This window comes from Priestia sp. RMT2NF4 (assembly GCF_047872835.1).
Taxonomy (GTDB): Bacteria; Bacillota; Bacilli; order Bacillales; family Bacillaceae_H; genus Priestia; species Priestia zanthoxyli.
Map to the genome: position 1 here is coordinate 80,534 of NZ_JBLQZO010000002.1, position 24,672 is coordinate 105,205.

The following is a 24,672-nucleotide window of genomic DNA, read 5'->3' on the forward strand; positions in this document are numbered from 1 at the left end:
GCTTACTTATTCCACTCTGAAGCTAATATACCCATAAAATATGTATCTACGTATTTCCCATCCACATAGGCATGGTTTCTTAATTTTCCTTCGGTAACAAAACCAATCTTTTCATATAGTGTAATGGCCTGTTCGTTTATTCCCCTTGTGGTTAAATAGATTTTATTTAGACGAAGCTGTTTAAACCCTAGATCAATCATTTGTTCCATAGCCATTCGACCATATCCGTGACCTCTAGATTCTGAAGATAGGAGAATTCCTATACTAGCTCTTCCATGTGCATAGTCTATATCCTTCAGAAATACCCATCCGACTAATTCTTTTTCATCGCTTTCAATTCCTAAAATTAAATCGTTGTTCATTCTTTTCTTTTCTACTTCTTGTACCACCTCTTCATAAGTTAAAGGTGTTCTGCCTATCATTCGTATTGCCCGTTCATCATTTAACCATTTATGTAAGTATTGAATGTGAGTAGTTTCAAATGGCGTAAGATGTATTCTTTTTGTACTCATTGATTTATCTTCTCCTTCTAAAGAAATGCAATCACAAATTACAATTCATTCCATACTTGATTCCCTAAATATCGCTGACAAAGGTAAATGTGTATTTCTACTTACGATATACAACAGCCAAATTAAAATAAGTAGATGCATAATTGAATGAAGCCATTAATCTATTTAAATAGAACATTTTTGTATATAATTCTGGAATCAATAAAAAAACCCTCTCTTACATTTTACGTATAGTTAATCTTTGTCTTTAATTAGGGTTAATTCATCGGTTTGAACTATTAAATCAATTATCTTATTTCCTTTTTCGTAATACGTCGAGGCACCTTCTCGGTCCCTTTCCTTCCACCCTTTTGATTTAATCACTAATTTATATCCTGACGGAATGCCGTTTTCTTCAGAAGCTTTAGACCAATCATATATTGCTGTACGTTCTTTTCCTTTTACTAACTTTGCATTTTTAGGAACAGGGAAACCGAAAAACTTATCAGATGGGATATAGGCAAAGAATGTAACAAAATAAAAAATCCCTGCTCCTATTAGTAGAATTGCTGAAACGGTCGTCACGGCTTTTTTCAAAGTATTGCCCTTCTTTCAATGACATTTTTACAATGAGATGGATCTTATTGCATTAAAATTTCTGTTGTTTTAGATTTAAGCATCTTTTTGTACATTCGTCTTATAGAGCTTTTTCAACCAGGAATAAAGAATACATTCGCTAATTATAAAGAGAAGAACGCTTATAAACGTAGTTGCTAAAAACTCAAAGATGTTAAGAATAGACATAGCGTGTCCCCACCACCAATATCTAAAATCCGTTCCGAACAAAACAAAATGAATAAAAAGAGAAATTGCCTGAACTTCTCCTACTGATCTATGAGATTTTATAATAAGTATTCTTCCAATAAAGAAACTAATTATGAAAGAGAAAATAATGAATACAAAATAAAGAGAACTGGCCAATAAGGCTTCCTGTGGTGAATACATGATAACCTCCTTTTATATTGATTATTTTACCATTAATTATAATTAAAGGAAGTTAACTTTTAAGGATTTGCACCTTAAAAAATATTTAAATAGAAAAAGAATTTTTTGTAGCATTGTTGACACATTGTTTCTCAAAAAACAGGATCAATTTTTCTCTAATCTAAGGTTGGTCCTTCTAATAAACCCCATTATGTTAATCCGATGTAATAGAAGAAGGATTTTTACTTTTTAAGGTAGAATAGTTCCTTAAAGAATCATAAAGGAGTTGATTTCATGTCTAAACAAACAAAAGATAGAAAAGAAATAAAGCTTTTGGATTCTCAACTTTACTTATGTGAGGAAATTAGAAAGCTGTTGAGGAAAAAAGAAAAAAGAAGTCTAGCCTTTGAACAAGAGTATACAGAACATGATATATTACACATTGCTTTAAACAGATTAATGAGTGAGCTAATCTCTAGACATTAAAAATTTCATCTATTATATTTGATATTATTCGAAATAGATACGTTTAATATAAAAAATAGACAGAATATTTCATTAATATCTTTACTTTGTAAACGCTTTCGTTTATACTAAGTATAGGTTGGATGGCATGAGTGGCTGTCATAGTATTTAGCGTAGGCGGGGCTGATATGAGGGAACAGGGCATAGAAGAAATGTCCTTTTTTTGTTTGGGCAACATTTGTTAGAGACTAGGAAATGTTATAAAACTTCTTTCAAACGCTTTTTTTGTTTCATATGCCCTATCCAGTCTAGAAATTGAAAAAGACCACCTCTTCCCAGTCAAAAGAGGTAGCTTTTTTTAAAAATTGAATGAACAGTAGTCGTTAAATAATGCTTTATTGCTTCTTGAGTAAGTTGCTTAACTTAAGAAATGGTATTCGTAGACAGCATATTCACCGCTTTTTCCAACAGTAAAATATCTTCTTCAACCATTCTTTTCATATCATCGAGATCAAGTTGAATATATTCTTCTTTTAAACGTTCTAATTCCCTGACGAACAGGGATCCCGTATAGTACCTATAATTTGTCACTACTATTTATCCCCTTTGTATGCTCTTACTAGATGTAATTCCCCTTTATTCAGATTAACAACCAATAAATGCAAAATTTTTTAAAAAAATCCTTCCCTGATGTAGGCAAAGGATTTTTAACTTGATTAAAATAGGGAAAATATGTTATTAACGTGGCCGGATTTTTAGTTTCATATACATACAACGTTTTATCGTTCTACTTTGATTTTAAATCAAATTTATCTTCTTTCCCATTCCATTTTATTGTCACGTGATAAGGAGCGTTGCTGCTTTGAGTCGAACACCCGTTGCAGCTTTCATTTACCATCTAAATCATGGTTTCTCTTCTTCTATTAAAGGGAATTAAACCCTAAAAGTGAACCTTAAAAGGAGACCATCATGGTTACAATTGAATCAATTATAATAGGTATTGTTTTTATCCTCATTCAATTATACGCATTAACGATTGTCGAACGTTCTCCAATCGGGGAGCAAAAGCTGCTCTCATTATCAGGTGGTGTAGCTATTGCTTATGTATTTATTTATATCTTACCGACGCTTCATAAGAAACAAGAAGAGTTTGGAGGATCGCTAGCCCTTGATACTGAACTATATTTTCTTGGTCTTCTCGGCTTACTCGTCTATTTTTCAGTGTATTCATTTGCTCAGACAAAAGCAGCCACTCACCTAACGGAACTGACCGTTTATATGGTACAGGCTAGTTTTTTTATGATTTATTCTTTTATCATTTCTTATGTCGTGTTTTCAACCGATGTTAAGCGAGTTGAATCAGTATTCTACGGACTGGCTATCAGCCTTCATTTTATCGGGTGGTCTTACCATCTAGGAAAAAAACATCCGCGCTTACACAAAAATAGAGGTCGCTATATGCTTGCCGGAGCAACTTTTCTTGGGTCAATTTTGGGCGTCTTTGGCCCCTCATCAGGCCTGCTTATTGAGTCGATGATTGCTTTTAGTTCAGGTGCAATGTTATTTAACGTCATCAGTAAAGAGCTCCCTTTTGAAAAACATGCGCATTTGCCAACCTTTTTAATCTCATCTCTTGTCTACGCGGCTACAATGATTTCGTTAAAAGCTTTTTTCAATTGGTAGCTGCGTGCGCGTGTTTTTACAAAATAAAAAGAGCAGCCTTTAAGGCTGCTCTTTTAAAGTATGGTTTTTATTACTAGATATACTGCAGCAATCGATGCAAGAACGATAAGCACATTTAAAATACGATGTTGAGTAGCTAAGTGGCCCCGCTTCATTTCTGCACGAGTCAATGGTTTATTTTCATCGTGATTTCCACTCACTCTGTTACATCTCCTATCCTGTTTAGGTATTGGTTCTGCCAATTTAAGCAATAGGCTGATCTTTGTCAGCTGCTTCTTCCTTTTTTATCTTCCCTCTACATAAGATATAGAAAACACTGAACATAACAATCGACCAAATAAGGTTAGCTCCTGGCTCAGTGTTAGCTACCTTAAACAAACTCGGTATAGACCCGAAAACAGAATCATCCGTTGTAAGGAACAGAGCGAGAAATATGTTGTTGGCTGCGTGTGCGCCAATGGTAATTTCTAAGCTTTTTGTTTTAACCGCGATATATGTAAGAGCAAAACCAGCTACAATATAATCTAGTCCCACCAATATAATGGATTTATTCATTTCAGGATTAGCAAAATGACCTATTGAAAACATTAGTCCCACAATAATCGCAAGTAAAATTGGACGCTTCACTTTCTTACCCACCCATTGAAGAAGAAGACCTCTAAAAAACAGCTCCTCGGTTGTTGTTTGAATAGGTACTAATAAAAGCGTGATCAGTACTAACAGGGCATACTCTTTTAAACTTACATGATTCCATGAATAATCCGAGTGGTTAAACACGACATCAATTAATTGTGAAACGATTAGTAACAGACTAAAAGCTCCAAAAGACCATATTACTTTCTTCCAGTTCACACGTTTGTTAGCAGTGATTAGTGATTTCATTTTTCGTTTGTGAATAAAACGAATCCCGATCCATAAACCAAAAATCCAGCATATGTACATAATATGAGACAACAGAAAATCAAGATTAGCATTGATTCCTACAGCTAATCCGCTATCAAAATCAACATATGATTTTCCACTTTCATCAGCTACAACCATTATCATTTCAGCAATAATATAAATAATGGATCCTAACAGTATAAACACAGAAGCAAGGATTGTTGTACTTACATAACGCTTCCAGCTATTTTTTCCTTCTTCCACATTTAAATAGTTTTTCATTTTATTCTTACTCCCTCAGCCTTCTCTTCTCAACTACATCGTTCTTCTCTACTTCGTTGTTGTCTAGGCAATGTAAAAATCTATTAGGACCCGAAGTCCTGCAATTATGTTAACTACCGCCTGCTTTTTACCTTTGAAGATAAGGGAAGAGACTGAAAACATTAAGAAATTACAACTCTACCCATTACCTCTTTATATAAAATTTAGCGCCTTAAAAGCCGTCAAAAAACAGCTTCTTCTAAAAGAAGACTCGACACTAAGTCATCGTTAACCTTTATATCCTGCTCATACGTGCCCGCATACACATAATTTTGAAGAAAATACTTGCTACTCAAGAATATATATCCTAGAACAACTAAAATAAATATTTTTTTCAACATCGTCCTCACCTTTTTATCTAAAGTTTTCCCCTCGCGGCTGCTTCCACAATCGCTAAGGGCTTATCCATAAATAGCTTTTCATTTTTTAAAATTAGCTACCATTCTATCTAACACCGCAAAAATGTATATAAGTTACAATTATATTACATTATTATTACAAATGTAACAATTACATTATAACTAAGAAAATGAGGATAATCAATATGAAGTGTTTAGTAAAGCAAATAAAATTGCTAGATTAATATGATGCGTGTAAATAAATCCAAAACATGTCGGAAAAGACGTTTGTTATTAAACAGGAATATTTAAAGAACAAAAAAAGCAAACTCCCTACCGTTAGGAGTTTGCTTCTTTTATTCAAGAGTTTTTATAACCTCTCTCATCTTGACACTCTTCTAAAGGAGTGATTAGATATATATGTTAACCTTTTAAAAATTAAAGTTAACTAATTTTATTGTCGGTGGTGAGAGTGTATTGTATTGGGAAGAAGATATTAAGAGAGAACTTGCCTATTTAGATGAAATTTTTCAAAAACGGCACCTTGTTACTACAGAATTTGCTGAACAACCATGGCTTACAGTCAATGGACGTAAAATGTTAAACCTTGCCTCTAATAACTATTTAGGCTATGCAGGAGATAGTGGACTGAAGAAAACAATGAGTGATGCTGTGATGACGTATGGAGTAGGAGCAACAGCTTCACGCTTAATAGTAGGAAATCACTTCCTTTACGAGAAAGCAGAAAGAGCCCTTGTTAATTGGAAGAAAGCTGAGGCAGGACTTATTATCAATAGTGGTTATAATGCAAACCTAGGAATCATCTCAGCCTTGGTTCCGCGTAATGGCTTCATCTTCAGCGATAAGTTAAATCATGCAAGTATCATTGATGGGGCCCTACTGAGCCGTGCAAAACTTCAACGCTATCGCCATAACGATATGAACCACCTAGAAAATTTATTAAAAAAAGTTCCCTTAGAGTCACGGAAGTTAGTTGTAACAGATACTGTTTTCAGCATGGATGGTGATTTCGCCAAGCTCAAGGAGCTTGTTAAATTAAAAGAGCAATATAACGCCCTACTAATGGTTGATGAGGCTCATGCAAGCGGTGTATACGGAAAAAATGGTGAAGGATATGCACATTTTCTTAATCTGCAAGATAAAATTGATATTCAAATGGGAACGTTTAGTAAAGCGCTAGGGTCATTTGGAGCTTATGTTACGGGAAAACAGTGGCTCATAGATTATTTGAAAAATAGAATGCGAGGACTCATTTATTCAACTGCTCTTCCCCCTGCTATACTCGGTGCAATAACGGCTGCAATTGAAAAGGTGCAACAAGACACAGAGCGCCGCGCACTTCTTCAAGAACATGCACTATTTTTTAGGAAGGCACTTACATACGAAGGATTTAACACATGTAATAGTCAATCTCAAATCATTCCAATTTTAACGGGAGAAAACAAAAGAACAATGCAGTTTGCAGAGCGTTTACAGAAAGAAGGAATTGCTGCTATTGCAGTTAGGCCTCCTACTGTTCCTGAAAATAAAGCAAGAATTCGTTTTACTGTAACAGCCGATCATACGCGAGAAGATTTAGATTGGGCCATAAAGAGAATTTCTCTAATTGGAAAAGAAATGAGTGTGATTCAATGAAACCATCCACTATTATAATATTTCCCGGATGGGGAATGGAAAAAGCAGCGTTTCAACCAATCATAAAATCATTGTCTACTATATGTAACGTTTTGTGTACAGACTGGAGAGGCGTAAAAGAACTAAGTGACTTTAGAGAACGAGCAATTCAATTGCTTATTTCTACTCCAGGTACTGTTTATTTAATGGGTTGGTCATTAGGTTCTCTTGTAACGCTTGAACTTGCAAATTTATACCCTAACAAGATAGAAGGACTCATATTAATTGGCGGAACTAGTCGCTTTACAAACGACATGCATAATACATTTGGATGGGAGCAACGCATCGTTGAACGTATGAAAAAACAACTACAGCGTAATAAAGAAGAAACCCTTACTTCATTTTATAACGCTATGTTCACTAAATTTGAAAAAGAAGAAGAATTTCATCATCAATTTATGGAAGTTGTTCAGCGTGATTATCAAGGAGACAGCATGTACTCCCTCCTTACAGGGCTGGATTATTTACTCCAAAAAGATGTTAGAATGCAACTCAATCAAATTCAAACTCCTTGTTTGTTGATCCATGGAAAAGATGATCAAATATGTTTACCTGAGTCTTCTTCTTTCATAGCTGAAAGAATTGGTGGAAAAGCGCAGCTGTGTATTCTAGAAAAAGCTGGCCATATTCCTTTTTTTACAAAGCCTCAGCACTGTACGCAACTTATAGAAAAATTTATCGAAAAGGAGCTCATTTATGATTAATAAGCAACTTTTAAAGAAAAGGTTCAATAATCATGCTAAAACTTATGATGCTTATGCCGATGTACAAAAAAGCATGGCAAACCAATTAATAGATCAGCTTTCCACCAATTTCTTTAACGAGGAAATAGCTATTCTTGAAATTGGCTGCGGCACGGGTTATTTAACACAATTATTGTGCAAAAAATTCCCTAAGGCTGCTATTACAGCAGTTGATTTGTCATCAGGAATGATTGAGTTAGCAAAGGAAAAAGTAAGGGAAGATCGAATTTCTTTCATATGCGGAGATATCGAGGAACTAAGTATAGAAAGACATTATGACCTTATTATTTCTAATGCAACATTTCAGTGGTTTAATAGTCTTCATACGACAATTAAAAAATTGTATAAACAACTTAAGCCTACAGGCAGCCTGCTATTTTCAACCTTTGGTAACCGTACGTTTCAAGAGCTTCATTCATGCTACAGCCATGTGAAACAAAAGCTTGGTCTTTTCAGTAACAGTTCACCTGGCCAATCGTTTTTTTCTCTTGAAGAGTTGTCTCAAATTTGTGAACAAGCATTAGTTCCATTGAGAGAGCATCCATTTAAACTATCAAAAACGGAGGAGCTAGAGGTTCAATACTTTGCGACGGTTAAGGCATTTTTTACATCAATAAAAAAGATTGGAGCAAGTAACAGTAACGAGGAAAGCTACTTTCAGCGCCCTTCCTTTTTTCGTGAATTAATCAACCTATACGAAAATAATCATCGTGACGAAAATGGCGTAAAAGTAACCTATCATTACTTAATGTTTAATATTACAAAAACGAACTAATAGCCAATCCAGCCCTGGCTACTCTCTAGAAGTGATGACTTGCCGCCAGTAAAAAAGGGTACTCTTCTATTTAGAAAAGTACCCTTAAATAATCAATTAGATTTAATTAACTTACTGTTTTTTAGAAACTAACTCAATAATATTTGTTATACCTTGCTCATTGTACCCTGTTTTTAATAACTGTATTTGATTATGTTCAGATAAATTTGTAAAAATGATTGGTGTAACAAGTGATTTAGCATTTTCTTTAATGTAGTTTAGGTCTATTTTTAAAAGCGGGGTTCCTTGTGTAACCTTTTCTCCCTCTTTAATTAGACATGTAAACCCTTTCCCATTCAAGTTCACTGTTTCTAACCCTACGTGAATTAATAACTCTAGACCTTGATCTGTTTTTAGACCTATGGCATGTTTTGTAGGAAAGATGCTAACAACCTCCCCATTGATAGGAGAAATAAGCGTATTATTAGTTGGTTCGATGGCAAAACCGTCTCCCATCATCTTTGAAGAAAAAACGGCATCAGGGACTTCTTCTAGAGGCACAATATATCCATCAAACGGAAGTTTGAATGCGCTTCCTAAAGTTGTATCGTTCATTTCTTTTTTCTCACCTGTTGCAGCAACTTCAGCTTTTGTCTTCGCTTCAGGTACTTCTTTGTTATTAGAGCCTTCTGTAATAGCCTCTTTTGGTATGCCAAATAAATATGTGCAGATGAATCCTCCAGCATATCCTGCAAGTAAGCCGATGATATATTTCAGCCATAAACCATGAGCAATTAATGGAATTAAAGCTAGGCCAGATGGACCGATAGCAATGGAACCAACGTTTCCGAACATTCCAATTACAGCTCCTCCAATTCCTCCACCGATACAAGCAGTAATGAATGGGCGTCCTAATGGAAGAATAACTCCATAAATAAGTGGTTCTCCAATACCTAATATTCCGACAGGAAGAGCCCCTTTAATAATGGTAACAAGTGATTTATTTTTACGGCAACGAACCCAAAGTGCTAAAGTTGCACCTACTTGTCCAGCACCAGACATGGCAAGAATCGGAAGCAAGATGGTCATACCAGCTGTATTAATCATTTCAATATGAATAGGGATTAATACTTGATGCAGACCTAGCATCACCAATGGTAAAAATGCCACTCCTAGTACAAAACCTGCAAAAACCCCTCCACGTTCAAGAGTCCAATCTATGCCTCCAATTAAATTACTAGAAATTAGACCTGCAAGAGGCATAATAAAGAAAATCGTTAGCAATCCGACAATCAGAAGAGCAATTGTAGGTGTAACAATAATATCGATTGCATCAGGAATAAATCGACGTAAGAATTTTTCTAAAAATGAAAGTAACCATACAGCAATTAAAACTCCGATAACCCCGCCTTGCCCAGCAGTTAGAGGCTGATCGGTAAAGATATTCATAATAGGGAATTCTTCTGTAACTCCCGTTAAAAGGGTGATACCTCCGATAACTCCACCTAGGGCCGGAGTAGCACCAAACTCTTTTGCTGCGTTAATACCTACATAAATAACTAAATAGCTGAAGATTGCATTTTTAATTACATTAAGAATCGTAACGTATTGTTGCCAATTATCTTTATCAAGGTCTCCCGCGGTTATGCTGTTGGCTAAAATAGAAGCAATGCCAGCTATTAAACCTGCGCCTACGAAAGCTGGAATGAGAGGGATGAAAATGCTTCCAACTTTCCGTAAAAAATTTTTAAATGGCGTATTGTTTTTCTTTTTTAGCTCAGATTTCATACCTGCACCTTTTGACGTCAAACCTTCAGATGAAGCTTTTTCTTGTGAAGGAGCTGCAGAATCTTCTTGAAGTACAATACCAAATTGTTCAGCAACTTTCGTAACTACTCCTGGTCCTAGAATAATTTGATACGTATCATCATCGACAACCCCTACCACTCCTTTCACTTGTTTTATACTCGCTTCATCGATTCTATTATGATTCACTGGGGTGACACGGAGTCTTGTCATACAGTGTGTATAATTCGCTATATTAGAACTGCCTCCAAGAGCTTGAAGCAGTTCTTTAGCTGTTTGATGATGTTTACTCATAGCTGTTCCCATCTCCCTTATAGTTTCGCTACTTAATTCACGATTGCTTGACGGATAAACCCTTGTGTTTGTTCTAAACGATGTAAAGATTCCTCATATGAAAGTCCTGTTAAAATCATGACTATAGCAAGCTTAGAATTACAATTTGCTTTTGCTAAGTACTCTTCTGCCGTATCATACGTGCATGAAGTTGCTTCCATCACAATTCGTTTTGCGCGTTCTACGAGCTTTTCATTCGTCAGCTGAACGTCTACCATTAGATTTCCATACACTTTTCCGATACCTACCATAGAAGCTGTCGAAAGCATGTTACAAACCAATTTTTGTGCTGTTCCGGCTTTCAAGCGAGTAGAACCTGTTAATACTTCAGGACCATTTACTACTTCAATTGCAATGTTTGCTACTTTTCCAATATCAGAGCCCTTATTACAGCTAACTGCTATTGTTTGAGCTTCAATTGAGTTAGCATATTCTAATGCTCCAATGACATAAGGTGTACGACCGCTTGCTGCAATCCCTACAACAATGTCTACCTTAGTAAGTCGAATGTTTTGTAAGTCTTCCATGCCCAACTCTTTACTATCTTCCGCTCCTTCTACTGCTTTGATAAAAGCTTTTTCTCCGCCGGCAATTAAGCCTATTACTTCATCTGGGTTTGTACCAAATGTAGGCGGACACTCAACAGCATCAAGCAAGCCGATGCGGCCACTGGTTCCTGCACCTATATAAATAAGGCGCCCCCCTTGTTTCTTAGCTTCTATAATAGCTTCTACAGCTTTTGCAATAGAAGGAAGTTCTTTTTTTATCGCACTCGCAACTTTTTCATCTTCTTCATTCATGGTTGTAAGAAAATCAAAAATGGACATTTCATCCAGATTCATTGTTTTTTCATTACGAGTCTCAGTAGTTAAATGTTCAAGCATTACTTATCCATCCTATCTTTGTTTTTGTTTGAAATCGTTCTCAAGTACAGAATAACGTCTTTGAAATTAAATTTCAACAATTATTTTAAAATGTTAAAATTTAATTTCAAAAACTATAGTAATATGTGACTTTGAACAAGCATCATATACCTGAATTTTAGTAAATAAGACAACTCTCACCGTATAAATATCAAGCATGTCTTATATCAATAATGACTCCTTCCCTGCTGCAGCAAGGATTTTTTTACAAACGTTCCTATTAAAATCATTATTTTCATCCCTATATAGAGACTACCTTATATTAAATGGGTAAAAAAGCGAAATAATTTCCATTTTTTAGAACAGAATAGTTCCTTAAAAGGTTATAAAGGAGCCGAACTCATGTCTAAACAAATGGAAGATATAAACGAAATGAAGCTTTTAGATTCCCAAGTTCACTTATGTGAGGAGATTAGAAAATTGTTAAGAGAAAAAGCAAAAAGAAATCTCATAAAAATAATGCGTTTATCTATTTATTCTTCGTGCGGACAAATGATTGGATATTTCAAACTCAAATTACTAATAATACCGTTACATGTCTTTGGCGTAAAAGGAGCTACGTAACGATGGAACTGAAAAGAATAATAGGCATCACCTGTTTATCAAGCGTTATCTTATTTTCGGGACCTTTATCATTGGTCAATGCATCTATAAATGATTCTAAAATGACTGTAAAACATTCAGTGAAAGAAGAGTTGCCCAATATAAAAATTTTGGCCACTGGAGGTACGATTGCAGGTTCTTCTGAAAGCAGCACAGACACAACTGGATATGAATCAGGAGCCCTTGATATTAAAACCATCATTAAAGCTGTTCCTCAGTTGAAAAAACTAGCGAATGTAAGCGGAGAACAAGTCGTAAATATCGGAAGTCAAAATATAAATAACAGCATTTTGTTAAAGTTAGCCAAACGAATTAATACACTATTAGCGTCTAAGGATGTTGATGGTATTGTCGTAACACACGGATCTGATACGATGGAGGAAACGGCTTATTTTCTAAACTTAGTAGTAAAGAGTGACAAGCCTGTGGTTGTGGTTGGTTCAATGAGACCAGCTACCGCTATAAGTGCAGATGGACCGCTAAACTTGTATAACGCAGTAAAAATTGCTTCTACAAAAGAAGCACGAAATAACAGCGTTTTAGTAGCGCTTAACGATCGAATTGGCGCAGCTCGTTATATAACGAAAACACATACAACGGCAGTGGATACGTTTAAATCCCCTGAACAGGGATATGTAGGAGAAATAGCTGGAGATCAGGTATTATTTTATAATAAAGCAACTCGTAAGCATACAACGCAATCACTATTTGATGTATCAAAATTAGATAAGCTTCCTCGAGTAGACATCATATATGGGTATCAAAACGACTCTAGGAACTTTTATGACGCAGCCGTAAAAGCCGGAGCAAAAGGAATAGTCGTCGCAGGAGCAGGAAATGGGCTGCTATCGGATGCTGCCCTAACAGGTGCTAGAGATGCGGTAAAAAAAGGCGTAGTTATTGTGAGATCCAGCCGCGTAGGAAGCGGGGTTGTGACACATGAAGAATCAGATGATAAAGATACGTTTGTTACATCGGATTCATTAAATCCACAAAAAGCCCGTATTCTTTTAATGCTTGCTTTAACGAAAACAAAGGATCCTAAAAAGATTCAAGAATATTTTAATGAGTATTAATCAAAAATATCTCTCCTCCTCCATTTTGGTATTTTAAGAACAATCGGTAACAAAAGTATAAACAGGCCGAGACACCACCACTAGCATACTTTTGTCTCAGCCTGTTTTCATAAGAAAAAACATCAGCAGGTCCCTTATTCATTTCCCCAGTTCTTGCTTTCTATAATTAAATGATTGGATGTGGCGTCTAGCACACGCCATACCAAGGTCTTACCTTCTATATCTTTTAACTCGATAATGCCTTCTAGCTTATTGGTATTCACATGGACACGCTTCTCATCTATTCTTTGCGCACTTTTTAATCTCGTTCCAAATGTTGCAGGACTTTCTTCCGTTAGCTTTACAATTACATCTATCATACGTTTGTCAGAAATATAGGTTTCGCTGTTTTCATAGTTTTGATCAGCAGGTTTAATAGCGTGTTCTAACCCAGTTTCATATTGGCGCCAATCAACAATTAAAAAAAGCGCAAATACTAAAGACACTGTTAGTAATAAGCCATACACAACATTTCGTTTCATTTATTTTTGCTCCTTTCAATAGCGATTTATAGGTAAAATGAAGAAACCACCTGTTGTAAGAATAGGTTGTATCAGAAAATAGTATCGTACAACTCTGAAAAATATTCCGGTTTCCGAGTAAAAGAAGGTATATTTTTAAAGATTTCTACCTACAGAGACTATAAATATCTAGACAATCAGCTTAATATAGGTCAAGCACTAACAATCCATTAATTAAGAAAAACAAGAGATAAATCATGGTAGAAAACGGACGAATTTATCCTTCTCTATCACAAACTTCTCATCGCGTTGTAAGAGCCCGTAAACATATGTTTACGGGCTCTTGTTTCTCGTTCATAAGATATAAATATAATTAGTCAAGTATACATATTTTATTTAACCTACGTTATTTTTCAATATGTTCTCCCGATATCCGAATAAAGCCTTCATTTCTATCTAATGGAACAGGAGGACGCTCGCCTAAAGGAACCTTCCAGTGCCACCATTTGAAGATTCGAGCGATGACGAAACATAGAATTGATATGCCTGCAAAAATCCCAACAAACGTCCAGTGCTGTCCACTTAGCAGCATAACAGGCCCCGCTGACCATGCAAATAATTCTAATGGCGTATTAAGCGGTCCAACTACCGCTGTGTCTGTAAGTGTTTTTGATTTATTGTTAGGATCAATAATTCTTAGTAATGTAAGTCCGATAGCGAATACACCTGTTGAGTAGCCATACACGAATATAGAACGTTCAAACCAGCTTTCATAGTTCATAGCAGGTCCAATTACGACTAACATCACCACCACTACTACTATGCCTGAAAGCATTAATAAACCAAGCGGAAGTGCATATTCAACCACAATCGGTAATTTAATTGACGCTACACCGAAAAATACAAGAAAATCGGTTGCTGCACTTCCTAAACGATCGACTATCTTACTATCAACGTATTTGTAAACGCCTTTTTCTCCTTTGCCTAGCAATATGTACATAAGCAGTGCTATTAAAAATGCTATTGTAAACGTTGGGAATTCTAGTCCCCAAGCAGTAGCAATATAGTTATTTAATAGATAGCCCAAACCTGACGGCACAACTAATAATGCTAAATGAAAAGCTAATGGATCCATGGCAATTGGTGAAATCGTGTCATTCCCCATTGCCGTTCTATTTTTAGGCTGAACTAATCCTGTTTTTAGATCCTCCGAAATTTCCGAAAAATCTTTCACATAGTGAGTATAACCTTTTCGCGTTGCCCATTTTATAAAGATAAGTCCACCAAAAATACCTGCTAAAATACCGCCGGTAGCAGCTGTCATTCCTAAGTCAGTTGCATTTTCCCATCCTAAATTTTCAAAGGTTGTACCTACCGCTGCCGCCGTTCCATGACCTCCATAAAATCCGGCTGCTAAAAGCAAACCAAATCCGTTATTAATCTCCGGGGCAAACTTTGAAATCACTAAAATCGAAAAAACAATTGGAATAGACATTTGAAGACCTATACAAAGAATTTTATAAGTAGCATATGCGCCCATTCGATTAATATCCTTTTTCATATTGCCTGGTGAAAAAGAAAACCCGTTTATCCCAACTGCCGCAAATACAAAGATGGTGATGATTCCTGCATAGGAGCTAATATCTTCAGAAAAAGGTAGAACATTTAGAAAGCTAGGTCCTAGTGCTAAACCTAAAAAACCTGCCAATAAGCTTGCTGGAATAAAGCTTCTTTGAATAAATTTAAATTTTGCGCGAAGCAGCATGCCTATTAGAATCAGGACGCTGGCACAAGCAAAATCTACTAGTATCGTATATACAGTCATTCATATCCTCCTTTCGTAACGTTACATGCTTAAAAAATTAGTTGATCTTGTTGATGTAGCCGGTGGTGCTGGGTCTAGTTTTTCTTCTTTTATATGTAATACGTCTTCTGGTTTGATCCAAGGTCTATTTTGGATAGCACTTGTTTCTTCATGTGTAAGGTATCCTTTATAAGCGGTTAAGCTTCGTCTTAAAAATCCGTCTTTAATACAGGCTGATTTCACACCTGAATTTAGGATAGATTGGATATGCGGCAATACAGATGCCGCATAAGCTACAGAAGTAGAATTAGCAATAGCTCCAGGAATATTGCTGACACAATAATGAACGACACCATTTTCGATATATGTAGGATTTTCATGAGTTGTTTCACGGAAGGACTCAATCGCACCGTCAGTATCATTGCTAATATCTACAATAACTGATCCTTTTTCCATTAAATTGAGCATATCACGATCTATTAAATAATCTTCGCGTTCCTTTGGCCATTTAACACAGTTAATCACCATATCAATTTCAGGAAGCAATTTTTTAATATTTTGCTTAGTTGATAGCTGCGTATTTACTTTTTCATTATACGTTTTGCCAATATCTCTTAATGTTCCGTAATTGATATCCATTACAGTACACCACGCGCCTAAAGAATGTAGCACCTGCAGCGCCGACCTTCCTACTAGTCCTCCTCCAAGGATAAGTACCTTCATACCAGGGGCTCCGGCTAAGCCACTAACAAATTTTCCTTTCCCGCCGTTAATCGTCAGCATAGCCTGCAGACCCATTAATGCACCTTGTTTTCCCGCTGCTTCACAGTTAACTGAACCAAATCTATGAGAATCCTCTGCTGTGAACGCAATACATTTGCTATCGAGTATAGCTTGTACCTGCTCTTTGTGTGCAGCTGGATGTATACACGTATAGATAATTTGATTTTCCTTAAGCAGCTTATACTCATTTTCTTCAATTTCTTTAACTTTTGCGATAAAGTCACATCTTTCATACATCTCTTCTGTTGTTTCTACTATTTCCGCCCCTTCTTTTTCATACTGTTCATTCGTAAATCCCGCTAGTACGCCCGCATCTTTTTGAACAAGAACCGTATGACCATCATCTTTAATAGCAGCAGCCTCCACAGGCGTCATAATTACTCGATACTCTCCCACTTTATTATCTTTCAATACACCAAATATCATGTTGTTCCCCCTAAAGTCGTTTTTTTGAATGCTTCTCCTTCTCATTCCTGCGTGATATCAAAGTTAATTAAACTATTAATAATATTCAGATTAAAATGAATACAGCTTGTTTTTCTAGCACGCAAGTTTTGGAGTAATTGTTCTATTAGAACCTTATTCTGCATTCACTTACCAAATTATAAATTAAAATGAATAAAAATTCAAAATAATATAATATTACTAGCTATTTTTTGTGTAGTAACAAGCTTTTAGCTTATTAATCTTGCATAGAAAAAAGGTTCCACTCATCAACGTTCAATGAGTGAAACCTTTTTAATTTAGTTATAGCTAATAGGTTACTTTACTACTGAAATATTGCCATTGTGAGTAGCTAGTTTAATGATATTCTTTCCATTTCCAATAACAGCGTTACGATCATATTTATTCAAAATATCGACTTTTCCATTATCGACAGAAACGTTAAATTGAACGTCACTTGGTTGTTTTTCTGTCGTAATCGTAATCTTTCCATTGTGCGTTTTAAAGTCAATGTCTCGATCAAGTTCTTCTGTTTCAAGAGCGATACTTCCGTTATGCGTTTCGCCTTTTAAACTACCTTGCACGTTACTCAGCGTTATTTTCCCATTATTTCCTTTTACTCTAACTATTTTTGCCGCAGCATTTTTTATGCTTGTGAGTCCATTGTGTACGTTTGTATTCAGGCTTTCTGAGTCAATATCCCCTAATTCCACACGTCCATTGTTTGCACGAACAGAAACATCCGCTGCGCGTAATTTTTTAACAGACACGTACCCATTGCTGCTAGAAACTTTTAATGAATTATACTGCTTTTCAGGTAAATAAACATTGATGGATAGCGGTTTTAATACACTAACAATGTCAAAATTGACCCAGCTGCGCTGCTGTTCATTATAGGAGATAAAAAGCGTTGAATTTTTAACGTCAGTAGTGAAGTCTCTTTTTATATTAGGAGATGTTTCACCTTTTAATGTTACTTTGATATTATCACCTTTGATAGGATACACATGAACACGAGTATTATCCGTATCGATGTTTACCTTGGATACTTGATTGCTGTTAATAACTTTTTCTTTTGAAATAGGTTCAGGATCAATAGCACGATAAGTAAGGAGGCCTCCTATAATCCCAACAAGGATGAGAATGCCTGCAAGAACGGAGAGTTTCTTTTTATTCAACACGTTTTAAACCGCCTTTCACCAGTGATACATTGTATTTCAGATAACGTACAAAGCCTTTTATAGCTAGCTTCGTTACAACAAACATACCTAACATAATAAAATATCCAATTCCGCAAAATGCTAACGCCATAAATAAATTAAAGAGAAAAAAGCCGCTTGAATGTACAATAGCCTCACCGAGAACTAGAATAGGAGATAGCAAGAAACATAGACCTATGGCCCAAGCTGATAAAATAAAGCCAGCTAATGCAACGGCCGGACCAAGAACAATTACTACATTAAAAAAAGCTAAACCAATTACGGCCCAAGTGGCTCTCAAAATATTTTGAGTTGTTGCCTTAGCTGTTGCTTGCTCAACGTGATAATCTGCCAGTAATTCTTTGGCTATTTGATTCGGGGATCCTAGCGACGCTACAATTTCTTCTTCTGTTTTTCCTTCTTCTAAGCCAATGGAAAAATGTTCTTCATAATCTTGTAAAATATCCGCTCGTTCTTTTGAGGACAATGGTTTTAAGGATTCATTTAATTGCTGTAAAAATTTACTCTTCGACATTGTTCACACCTTCTTTAATTAATTGATTAACACCTCTTGAAAATTCGTTCCATTCATCGATAAGTTCGTATAAATACTCCCTTCCTTTAGCTGTAAGCTGATAATATTTTCTTGAAGGACCTTCTGTAGATTCTTTTAAGTACGTTGTAAAATATTCTTCTTTTGTTAATCGGCGCAGAAGAGGATATACGGACCCCTCTGATATTTCAATTTGATCGGAGATTTTTTGAACTAATTCATATCCGTAGCGGTCTTTCTTATCCAGTAACACAAGGACACACAGCTCTAAAACCCCTTTTTTAAATTGCACGTTCACTGCTCTTCACCCTTTTCTTTTCACAGTCCACTACTGTTTATTGTATAGTACTGATTTATAATAACTTCCTAATAATTACAATATATCACCAGCTATTGTTTATTGCAAGGTACTGTTTAATATTTTTTTAAATTTTAACCATTTTATAGCGAGTATGATCAAACTAAAATAACTTATTGGAAAAAGATACATGGCGTGCTAAATTCAGCTAGATAATAACTACGTAAGGTGTTTTTTAAAAAGAAGGTCCTAGATAGAATTATTTTTAATGCAGCAAAATAAAAAGCAGCCTATAACTATAGACTACTCAGCAGCGAACATTCTAGGCTATTTTTCTTTTGCTTGCTTGATAAATAAAAAGAAAACCGTAATTAAGATAAAATAATTTAGCGGGTTTTTAAAGATATTCCCGTCTAAAGCTAATTGTAATAAGATCCACAAAGCGAATATAACGAGTATGGCTGGTATTATAAGTTTGTTCATACATTGCTCATCCTTAGTCTCAGAGTAATACAGTAATCATGACTCTCAATATTTTTTATACTGTAAAAATTAAAGCCACAAATAGCTTTGAAAGTATATTGATTGAATTCCTGTAAGAATATCACTTTTTAAGATAAAATTTAACAGTTTCCGCCACGATTGATAGAAATGGATCAATTTCATTTGATTTTTTTGTAATAAGTTCAAGAAAAAAGTAACCGTTATTTTACATTTTCTAATAATAAAAACAGTCAATTTTATGACTGTTTTAAGTAGAATGCTATCAAAAATTTAATTTCCTAGGTGGTGTATCACCTTTATAAAAAATGCAGTTCTTATAGATTCGTTTTTTATTCCCCCTACTGAAAAAACGTCCATAAATCAATGCTGGCTGTTCATATCAGTACTTTTGATAATCCACACTTAATTATGAAGCCAGTCACTTGCATCCTTACCCTATATGGTATATGGTTATTTCCGCGTTGATATATCATCGTATTCATTCTTTACTTTGAGTAGATCTTCTTTGCTCAACCTTCTTCTCCTGATAGCGTTGATAGAACCAGATAGCAATAGCTAGCCAGCAGCCGCTAGCAAAATAGCCTCCAATAACGTCGCTAGGATAATGCACGCCTAAGTAAATACGACTAATACCTATTGCTAGAATCATTGTAGTGCTAATAACGATTAAAAGTGTACGTCCCCAGCGAGTAGAAATATGACGCCAGAGCAAAAATGAAAGGACGCCGTAAACAGCAAAAGCACTCATAGCATGCCCACTTGGAAAGCTATAACCATTGATTTCGATTAATCGATGGAAATCAGGACGTGCACGATGAAAAAGTAGTTTTAGCAACTCATTGAGGATTGGAGAACCTACAATAATCGCGATAAATAAAATAAGCTCCGTTCGATGTTTTAATACTTTATAGAGAAAAAACAAAATAAAGAGAGAAATCACTGCCACAGATGGCGTAGAGCCAATAAAAGTAAAGCATTTCATAATAGTCGTTAGCCTAGGAGTTTCGAACCCTTGAATTAGCGATATAATAGACCGATCAAATGCGACAATTTTTGATCCATTAATTAAAAGAGCCATCCCACTAAAACAAATAAGGGACAACAAGCTTAATATAAAAGCAAGTGTAAATTGAAACTTCAACTTCATACTAGATACCTCTACTTTCTGTGCTTTATCAAGCTACTTTTGATGAAATGTGATAAGGTCTTTTTACTTTTAGATTTTGATGCTTCTTTGCTTTTGAAGTTAGGAGTATTAAAAATACAGAGCTTGTTTGATATGCACATTTATAGAGAGTTAGTAAACAGAGGCCATACAGCCGTTACATTTGTTCCTTCGCCCTCTTTACTCTCGATGTTAATCGTACCGTGGTACTTTTCAATCCATCGTTTGGCTATAGCCAGTCCTAAGCCAAGTCCTCCTTGTTTTCGGCTCCTTGCCTTATCCACTCGGTAAAATCTATTTAAAATATAAGGTATATCCTCTTCTGGAATTCCAATTCCTTTATCCATTATTTTAAGGGATACCTTTTCATTGATGAGAGAACAGTCTATAACTACCTCTTTCTCTTCCTTCTTAGAATATTTGACTGCATTATCTAACAAAATGATTAATATTTGTTCTAGATGGCGAGAAGAAATATTCACGTACAGATTTTCATGTGAGTGTCTTATTTTAAACTCATAGTTGTTATACAGTACTTCAAAATTCCTTACAACATGTTGAACAGTGGCCAATACGTTAATAGGTTCAACATCTACAGGATTTATCAGACTATTTTCAGCTCGGGATAGCTCCAATAATTCTTGCACAAGATTCGTTAAACGCTCTACTTCTTTCAGACTGGATTTCAAGGACTTATCTAATACTGCTGCATCATTTTTCCCCCAGCGATTTAACAATGTCAAATGTCCTTGGATAATGGCTAACGGAGTTCTTAATTCATGTGAAGCATCTTCTACAAACTGTTTTTGCTGTAAAAAAGAGTCTTCGAGGCTATCCATCAACTCATTAAATAAACTGCCTAATTGAGCAAATTCATCGTTTTTTTCATTAACTGGAACACGTTCTTCAAGGCCATTTGTTTTTATTTTTTTCATCGTCAATGTTAACGCTTGAACGTTAGATAGTATTTTCTTTGCTAGAATGGTTCCACCTAGAATACTAAAGATTAGTGAGCCTATCCCTGCAGCAAGCATTAATAAAAAAATCTTGTCCATAAAAGCATCAGACATCTCCATATTTCTAACAATTTCAACCGTTCCAGTGAAGTTGTCGGTGACAATTGGAGAACGAAGAACGAGTAGACGTTCATCGTGGTTTCGAATCACTTTATACTCTTTGTGCTTCACCGCCTTCGGTTGCTGCCAGTTTGGTGAAACATTGTTTGAGGTACTGGTTATAATGTTCCCTTTCCTATCAAGAACACGAATCAACTGATTCTTTTCATTAATTTTCGATAAGTATCCTTCACTGTTTTCAATTTGTTTTAAGGATAAAGGTTCATCATCAGATTGAATAAAAGCGAGAACCTCGTTTAATTGATGAATACCATTTTGCTTCTCATAATTTAAAATACCGTTATCAATCACAATGTATTGAAAGAGGTTATAAGAGAGAAAAAGAAAGAATAAAAACATGGAAGACCATAACGTTATCTTCCATCTTATAGGCAAATCTTTTATACCCTTTATCCACTTTCTCATTTAAACATCACGCATCACGTACCCAACCCCTCTGATGGTTTGAATATATAACTCTTTGTCCTGCGCACTTAATTTATTTCTTAAATATCTAACATATACATCGACAACATTCGTTTCAACAACTGAATCGTACCCCCACACTTGCTCTAAAAGTATGTCTCTCGTTAATACTTTGTTAATGTTACGCATAAAAATGGCTAGGAGTTCAAATTCTTTATTCGTGAGTTCAATTAGTTTTTTTTCTTTTATCACTGTTCTTGATTCCAAATCAAGTTCAATATCTTTAAATGTTAATAGTAGCTTCTGATCCAGCATCTTGTTGTTTTCTTGACGTCTAAAAATGACTCGCATTCTTGCAAATAATTCTTCAATTGCAAATGGTTTGGACAAATAATCGTCAGCTCCATTATCAAGCCCCATTACCCTGTCCATGACACTATCCTTAGCTGTGAGCATAATAACAGGAGTATCCTTAGTTGTTCTTAGTCTTCTGCATACCTCAATTCCATTTAATCCAGGCATCATTAAATCCAATAATATAATATCGTACTTCTGCTTGGTTGCTTTATCTAAACCAGTACGACCATCGTAAGCTACGTCAACTAAATATCCTTCATATTTTAGTTCTAATTCTAAAAATTCTACTAATCCTTCTTCATCCTCTACAATTAGTACCTTTTGCATATAAAGTACTCCCCTTTGTCTAAAAATTAAAAACGTAAAAACTGCTTCTACAAATGAATATGAGTACTAGTACTATATCCCTCAATTTTGAAAGATAATAAGAAGAAATATGAAATAAGTTTTCTATGACTTTCTTCTTTATAGGCTTTTCTTCAATTTATCAAATAAAAATTAGATTTGAATAAAAAAGAGATTAAGAATAAATGAATTTATTTCTTAATCTTCTTTAATGAATCATATAAAGTTGCTTTCCTTGTTTCTTTAACTTTCTTTAATGGTGTATCCTATACCTCGAACAGTCTCAATGAGTGAGGGACTAAATCCTTCTTCAATTTTCTTTCTCAAATAACTTATATAAACATCAAGTATATTTGTATCTCCTTCGTATTCATATCCCCATACATTTAGTAAGATTCCTTCACGAGTAACCGTCTTATTTTTATGGATGACTAAGTAAATTAATAAATCATACTCTTTAGGGGTTAAGCTGATTTTTTGCCCAGCTCTAGTTACTTCTCTTGATTCAGTATTTATAACCATATCTTCAATTAATAATAACGAGTCTTTTTCTACCTTATTCCTAATAACAAGGTGCTTATAACGTAGTAAAGAACGTATCCGAGCCAGCAATTCTTCAGTTTTAAATGGCTTAGTTATATAATCGTTTGCGCCATGATCTAACCCCAGTATTTTGTCTAGAGTTGAGTTGCGAGCTGTCAAAAGAATAATGGGCACGTAATTTTCTCTCTTTCTTACTTTACGCAAGACCTCTATACCACTCATTTCCGGTAGCATAATGTCAAGTAAAATTAAATCAAACATATTTGATAAGGCCATTTCGAGACCATCTCTTCCATTGTTTTTAATTTTCACTTGGTAACCTTCATGTTCAAGTTCCATTTTTAATATATTGCCTATTTCTACTTCATCTTCCACAATTAAAATACTTTCTTTCATCTAAATAACCTCTCTTTTCAATCTCTATATTTTTGCTTTGCATATCGATCGCTCTTTCCAATAATAAAGAGAAGTGTATAGCTATCACAAACCAACATCTCAGTGGACTATAGAAAATTTTAAGTGCTGAACATAAAAACATAAGATAAAAGACTTCTATTAGAATGTGATATTAAATTCCCTACCCATTGTTCTTTGCTTTAATAACAATTACTTCACTAATATCATTAAAGTTGGATGAGGGTTTTACAACGGCCAATTGCGTTAGTCCATATTCATCAGGCTTTACTTTGATGACTTTTCCTAAGGCTAATTTCCCTTGAAAGATTGAACTGATAGGAGAGGTTTGAACTTTATCTCCTACATTAACCTCAGCCTCACTAGGGATTTTTCTAATAATTAAATTACCTTTTTTATCATCGTAGCCTTCTAATGTTCCATTCACGCTTTTCCTATCCTTTAACATTACCGCCATACGATTTGTCCTAAGGTTTGAGCTAATTAGTTCTACGATAGAGGTTGACGAAAAAACTTTGGATACCTTCCCAATAACTCCATTTGTACCTAGCACATTCATATCTATTTTTAACCCCTGCTTCTTTCCTTTATCAATTGTTAATTCATTGTTCCAGTTGTTCGTTGAGCGGCCAATTACGGTAGCTGTTACAGGATTATAGGTTTTCACCTGATCTTCTGCTTTTAAAATTTTTTTTAAGACTTTATTTTCATAGTCCAACTTATAAGCATTTGCTTCCTCCTGATTTTCAGTGGCTAGCTTATTCTTTAAGATAGAGTTTTCTTTGTAAGTGGAAAATAATTGACTCACTTGTTGAGGTTCACTCCAAGAAAGCTTGTCTAAAGAAAGTAAGCTACCTTTGTACAAGGTTCCAACAAAAATAAGTCCTCCTACAGTAAGAATCCCTCCTATCAAAATATATGTATGTCTTTTCTTCTTTCTTTGAAAACGTATCAAAATGGCACCTTCCTACCAATAGTCATGCTATTTATAATCTTACTAGCTGTTTCTTAAAAATTTCTTAAGTATCATCATCTTTGACCTCTTAACAACTGTTCAACGTTCTCCTTCTTTTAATGAATTGTACTTATTTTCTAGTTTCAAAAGCTGAAGGCATAACGTTATGT

Annotated in this window: 27 protein-coding genes and 1 pseudogene; 7 read left to right on the plus strand and 21 right to left on the minus strand. The window is 35.1% G+C overall.

The genetic code is table 11. The annotated features are described in order from the left end of the window. Positions 1-2: 2 nt before the first annotated feature. The 3 genes from ACMX9J_RS09490 to ACMX9J_RS09500 all read right to left on the minus strand — a co-directional run bounded on the left by ACMX9J_RS09490 (position 3) and on the right by ACMX9J_RS09500 (position 1,496). A complete protein-coding gene (locus tag ACMX9J_RS09490) occupies positions 3-512 on the minus strand; it encodes a GNAT family N-acetyltransferase (RefSeq protein WP_416225731.1) in 510 nt (169 codons plus the stop codon). Positions 513-746: 234 nt separating this feature from the next. Then, on the minus strand, positions 747-1,088 hold the full coding sequence (locus ACMX9J_RS09495) for a hypothetical protein (protein WP_047750109.1): 342 nt from the start codon (positions 1,086-1,088) through the stop codon (positions 747-749). A 75-nt stretch (positions 1,089-1,163) separates the two neighbouring features. Continuing rightward, positions 1,164-1,496, minus strand: a complete 333-nt coding sequence (locus ACMX9J_RS09500; RefSeq protein WP_047750108.1) for a hypothetical protein — start codon at positions 1,494-1,496, stop codon at positions 1,164-1,166. 273 nt (positions 1,497-1,769) lie between these two features. Here ACMX9J_RS09500 and ACMX9J_RS09505 point away from each other — a divergent pair, with 273 nt between their 5' ends. Beyond that, positions 1,770-1,961, plus strand: coding sequence for a hypothetical protein (locus ACMX9J_RS09505; RefSeq protein WP_028414873.1), 192 nt, complete (start codon positions 1,770-1,772; stop codon positions 1,959-1,961). A gap of 402 nt (positions 1,962-2,363) precedes the next feature. Here ACMX9J_RS09505 and ACMX9J_RS09510 read toward each other — a convergent pair whose 3' ends face one another. Beyond that, positions 2,364-2,531 (minus strand): hypothetical protein, encoded by a 168-nt coding sequence (locus ACMX9J_RS09510; RefSeq protein ID WP_165573610.1) that lies wholly within the window; start codon positions 2,529-2,531, stop codon positions 2,364-2,366. Between the two features lie 378 nt (positions 2,532-2,909). On the opposite strand from ACMX9J_RS09510, the gene ACMX9J_RS09515 reads away from it, so the two are divergent. Then, positions 2,910-3,623: a hypothetical protein gene (locus tag ACMX9J_RS09515; protein WP_034267430.1), complete on the plus strand. Its 714-nt coding sequence runs from the start codon at positions 2,910-2,912 to the stop codon at positions 3,621-3,623. 53 nt (positions 3,624-3,676) lie between these two features. Here ACMX9J_RS09515 and ACMX9J_RS09520 read toward each other — a convergent pair whose 3' ends face one another. After that, positions 3,677-3,823, minus strand: a complete 147-nt coding sequence (locus tag ACMX9J_RS09520; RefSeq protein WP_014458831.1) for a hypothetical protein — start codon at positions 3,821-3,823, stop codon at positions 3,677-3,679. Positions 3,824-3,866: 43 nt separating this feature from the next. Then, entirely contained in the window at positions 3,867-4,787 is a 921-nt protein-coding gene (locus tag ACMX9J_RS09525; protein ID WP_416225732.1) for a lysostaphin resistance A-like protein, read from the minus strand. Positions 4,788-5,641: 854 nt separating this feature from the next. On the opposite strand from ACMX9J_RS09525, the gene bioF reads away from it, so the two are divergent. From bioF to bioC, 3 genes are read left to right on the plus strand one after another with little or no spacing between them, the layout of a single operon-like run. After that, positions 5,642-6,820, plus strand: coding sequence for an 8-amino-7-oxononanoate synthase (gene bioF, locus ACMX9J_RS09530; protein WP_049165954.1), 1,179 nt, complete (start codon positions 5,642-5,644; stop codon positions 6,818-6,820). Then, on the plus strand, positions 6,817-7,563 hold the full coding sequence (locus tag ACMX9J_RS09535; protein ID WP_416225733.1) for an alpha/beta fold hydrolase: 747 nt from the start codon (positions 6,817-6,819) through the stop codon (positions 7,561-7,563). The genes bioF and ACMX9J_RS09535 overlap by 4 nt, the downstream gene beginning before the upstream one ends. After that, entirely contained in the window at positions 7,556-8,377 is an 822-nt protein-coding gene (bioC, locus tag ACMX9J_RS09540) for a malonyl-ACP O-methyltransferase BioC (RefSeq protein ID WP_416225734.1), read from the plus strand. Before ACMX9J_RS09535 ends, bioC begins: the two co-directional genes overlap by 8 nt. 111 nt (positions 8,378-8,488) lie before the next feature. Here bioC and ACMX9J_RS09545 read toward each other — a convergent pair whose 3' ends face one another. The 3 genes and pseudogenes from ACMX9J_RS09545 to murQ all read right to left on the minus strand — a co-directional run bounded on the left by ACMX9J_RS09545 (position 8,489) and on the right by murQ (position 11,379). Then, positions 8,489-8,971, minus strand: a complete 483-nt coding sequence (locus ACMX9J_RS09545; RefSeq protein ID WP_416225843.1) for a PTS sugar transporter subunit IIA — start codon at positions 8,969-8,971, stop codon at positions 8,489-8,491. A 78-nt stretch (positions 8,972-9,049) separates the two neighbouring features. Next, a pseudogene (locus ACMX9J_RS09550) lies at positions 9,050-10,456 on the minus strand (PTS transporter subunit EIIC); the annotation flags it as partial. 32 nt (positions 10,457-10,488) lie between these two features. Further along, positions 10,489-11,379, minus strand: coding sequence for an N-acetylmuramic acid 6-phosphate etherase (murQ, locus tag ACMX9J_RS09555; protein ID WP_028414879.1), 891 nt, complete (start codon positions 11,377-11,379; stop codon positions 10,489-10,491). 381 nt (positions 11,380-11,760) lie between these two features. Between murQ and ACMX9J_RS09560 the strand changes: the two genes are divergently transcribed. After that, a complete protein-coding gene (locus ACMX9J_RS09560) occupies positions 11,761-11,982 on the plus strand; it encodes a hypothetical protein (RefSeq protein ID WP_416225735.1) in 222 nt (73 codons plus the stop codon). Between the two features lie 2 nt (positions 11,983-11,984). After that, complete coding sequence (locus tag ACMX9J_RS09565) at positions 11,985-13,097, plus strand: type II asparaginase (protein ID WP_416225736.1); 1,113 nt, start codon at positions 11,985-11,987, stop codon at positions 13,095-13,097. Between the two features lie 134 nt (positions 13,098-13,231). Here the strand turns inward: ACMX9J_RS09565 and ACMX9J_RS09570 are convergent, their stop codons facing one another. From ACMX9J_RS09570 to mreC, 12 genes are all read right to left on the minus strand, one after another. Further along, positions 13,232-13,618, minus strand: coding sequence for a hypothetical protein (locus tag ACMX9J_RS09570; RefSeq protein ID WP_154989931.1), 387 nt, complete (start codon positions 13,616-13,618; stop codon positions 13,232-13,234). A gap of 385 nt (positions 13,619-14,003) precedes the next feature. Next, positions 14,004-15,422 carry a sodium/glutamate symporter gene (locus tag ACMX9J_RS09575; protein WP_033580029.1) on the minus strand — a complete coding sequence of 473 codons (1,419 nt, stop codon included), beginning with the start codon at positions 15,420-15,422 and terminating at the stop codon, positions 14,004-14,006. A gap of 21 nt (positions 15,423-15,443) precedes the next feature. Continuing rightward, positions 15,444-16,610, minus strand: a complete 1,167-nt coding sequence (locus ACMX9J_RS09580; protein WP_033580028.1) for an alanine dehydrogenase — start codon at positions 16,608-16,610, stop codon at positions 15,444-15,446. Positions 16,611-16,945: 335 nt separating this feature from the next. Beyond that, positions 16,946-17,809: a DUF4097 family beta strand repeat-containing protein gene (locus ACMX9J_RS09585; protein ID WP_416225737.1), complete on the minus strand. Its 864-nt coding sequence runs from the start codon at positions 17,807-17,809 to the stop codon at positions 16,946-16,948. After that, a complete protein-coding gene (locus tag ACMX9J_RS09590) occupies positions 17,799-18,362 on the minus strand; it encodes an HAAS signaling domain-containing protein (RefSeq protein ID WP_034267455.1) in 564 nt (187 codons plus the stop codon). Before ACMX9J_RS09590 ends, ACMX9J_RS09585 begins: the two co-directional genes overlap by 11 nt. Further along, a complete protein-coding gene (locus ACMX9J_RS09595; protein WP_034267458.1) occupies positions 18,349-18,678 on the minus strand; it encodes a PadR family transcriptional regulator in 330 nt (109 codons plus the stop codon). The genes ACMX9J_RS09590 and ACMX9J_RS09595 overlap by 14 nt, the downstream gene beginning before the upstream one ends. Positions 18,679-19,005: 327 nt before the next feature. Further along, complete coding sequence (locus ACMX9J_RS09600) at positions 19,006-19,161, minus strand: hypothetical protein (protein WP_028414887.1); 156 nt, start codon at positions 19,159-19,161, stop codon at positions 19,006-19,008. A 499-nt stretch (positions 19,162-19,660) separates the two neighbouring features. Further along, positions 19,661-20,329: a phosphatase PAP2 family protein gene (locus ACMX9J_RS09605; protein WP_034267461.1), complete on the minus strand. Its 669-nt coding sequence runs from the start codon at positions 20,327-20,329 to the stop codon at positions 19,661-19,663. 140 nt (positions 20,330-20,469) lie between these two features. Further along, complete coding sequence (locus ACMX9J_RS09610; RefSeq protein ID WP_034267464.1) at positions 20,470-21,888, minus strand: HAMP domain-containing sensor histidine kinase; 1,419 nt, start codon at positions 21,886-21,888, stop codon at positions 20,470-20,472. Then, positions 21,889-22,572 (minus strand): response regulator transcription factor, encoded by a 684-nt coding sequence (locus tag ACMX9J_RS09615; protein WP_028414891.1) that lies wholly within the window; start codon positions 22,570-22,572, stop codon positions 21,889-21,891. A 261-nt stretch (positions 22,573-22,833) separates the two neighbouring features. After that, the gene (locus ACMX9J_RS09620; RefSeq protein ID WP_028414892.1) at positions 22,834-23,529 is read right to left on the minus strand and encodes a response regulator transcription factor; all 696 of its coding nucleotides are present in this window, start codon (positions 23,527-23,529) and stop codon (positions 22,834-22,836) included. 181 nt (positions 23,530-23,710) lie between these two features. Then, a complete protein-coding gene (gene mreC / locus ACMX9J_RS09625) occupies positions 23,711-24,502 on the minus strand; it encodes a rod shape-determining protein MreC (RefSeq protein WP_051137134.1) in 792 nt (263 codons plus the stop codon). Positions 24,503-24,672 lie beyond the last annotated feature (170 nt).

Excerpts from the sequence above, each read along its gene's own strand:
- ACMX9J_RS09580 (WP_033580028.1), bottom strand. The coding sequence starts at position 16,610 with ATGATATTTGGTGTATTGAAAGATAATAAAGTGGGAGAGTATCGAGTA.
- ACMX9J_RS09590 (WP_034267455.1), bottom strand. The coding sequence starts at position 18,362 with ATGTCGAAGAGTAAATTTTTACAGCAATTAAATGAATCCTTAAAACCA.
- ACMX9J_RS09565 (WP_416225736.1), top strand. The coding sequence starts at position 11,985 with ATGGAACTGAAAAGAATAATAGGCATCACCTGTTTATCAAGCGTTATC.
- ACMX9J_RS09620 (WP_028414892.1), bottom strand. The coding sequence starts at position 23,529 with ATGAAAGAAAGTATTTTAATTGTGGAAGATGAAGTAGAAATAGGCAAT.
- ACMX9J_RS09490 (WP_416225731.1), bottom strand. The coding sequence starts at position 512 with ATGAGTACAAAAAGAATACATCTTACGCCATTTGAAACTACTCACATT.
- ACMX9J_RS09545 (WP_416225843.1), bottom strand. The coding sequence starts at position 8,971 with ATGAACGATACAACTTTAGGAAGCGCATTCAAACTTCCGTTTGATGGA.
- ACMX9J_RS09525 (WP_416225732.1), bottom strand. The coding sequence starts at position 4,787 with ATGAAAAACTATTTAAATGTGGAAGAAGGAAAAAATAGCTGGAAGCGT.
- ACMX9J_RS09610 (WP_034267464.1), bottom strand. The coding sequence starts at position 21,888 with ATGAGAAAGTGGATAAAGGGTATAAAAGATTTGCCTATAAGATGGAAG.
- ACMX9J_RS09605 (WP_034267461.1), bottom strand. The coding sequence starts at position 20,329 with ATGAAGTTGAAGTTTCAATTTACACTTGCTTTTATATTAAGCTTGTTG.
- ACMX9J_RS09505 (WP_028414873.1), top strand. The coding sequence starts at position 1,770 with ATGTCTAAACAAACAAAAGATAGAAAAGAAATAAAGCTTTTGGATTCT.
- ACMX9J_RS09600 (WP_028414887.1), bottom strand. The coding sequence starts at position 19,161 with ATGAACAAACTTATAATACCAGCCATACTCGTTATATTCGCTTTGTGG.
- ACMX9J_RS09615 (WP_028414891.1), bottom strand. The coding sequence starts at position 22,572 with ATGCAAAAGGTACTAATTGTAGAGGATGAAGAAGGATTAGTAGAATTT.
- ACMX9J_RS09500 (WP_047750108.1), bottom strand. The coding sequence starts at position 1,496 with ATGTATTCACCACAGGAAGCCTTATTGGCCAGTTCTCTTTATTTTGTA.
- ACMX9J_RS09575 (WP_033580029.1), bottom strand. The coding sequence starts at position 15,422 with ATGACTGTATATACGATACTAGTAGATTTTGCTTGTGCCAGCGTCCTG.
- ACMX9J_RS09570 (WP_154989931.1), bottom strand. The coding sequence starts at position 13,618 with ATGAAACGAAATGTTGTGTATGGCTTATTACTAACAGTGTCTTTAGTA.
- bioC (WP_416225734.1), top strand. The coding sequence starts at position 7,556 with ATGATTAATAAGCAACTTTTAAAGAAAAGGTTCAATAATCATGCTAAA.
- ACMX9J_RS09560 (WP_416225735.1), top strand. The coding sequence starts at position 11,761 with ATGTCTAAACAAATGGAAGATATAAACGAAATGAAGCTTTTAGATTCC.
- ACMX9J_RS09535 (WP_416225733.1), top strand. The coding sequence starts at position 6,817 with ATGAAACCATCCACTATTATAATATTTCCCGGATGGGGAATGGAAAAA.
- ACMX9J_RS09515 (WP_034267430.1), top strand. The coding sequence starts at position 2,910 with ATGGTTACAATTGAATCAATTATAATAGGTATTGTTTTTATCCTCATT.
- murQ (WP_028414879.1), bottom strand. The coding sequence starts at position 11,379 with ATGCTTGAACATTTAACTACTGAGACTCGTAATGAAAAAACAATGAAT.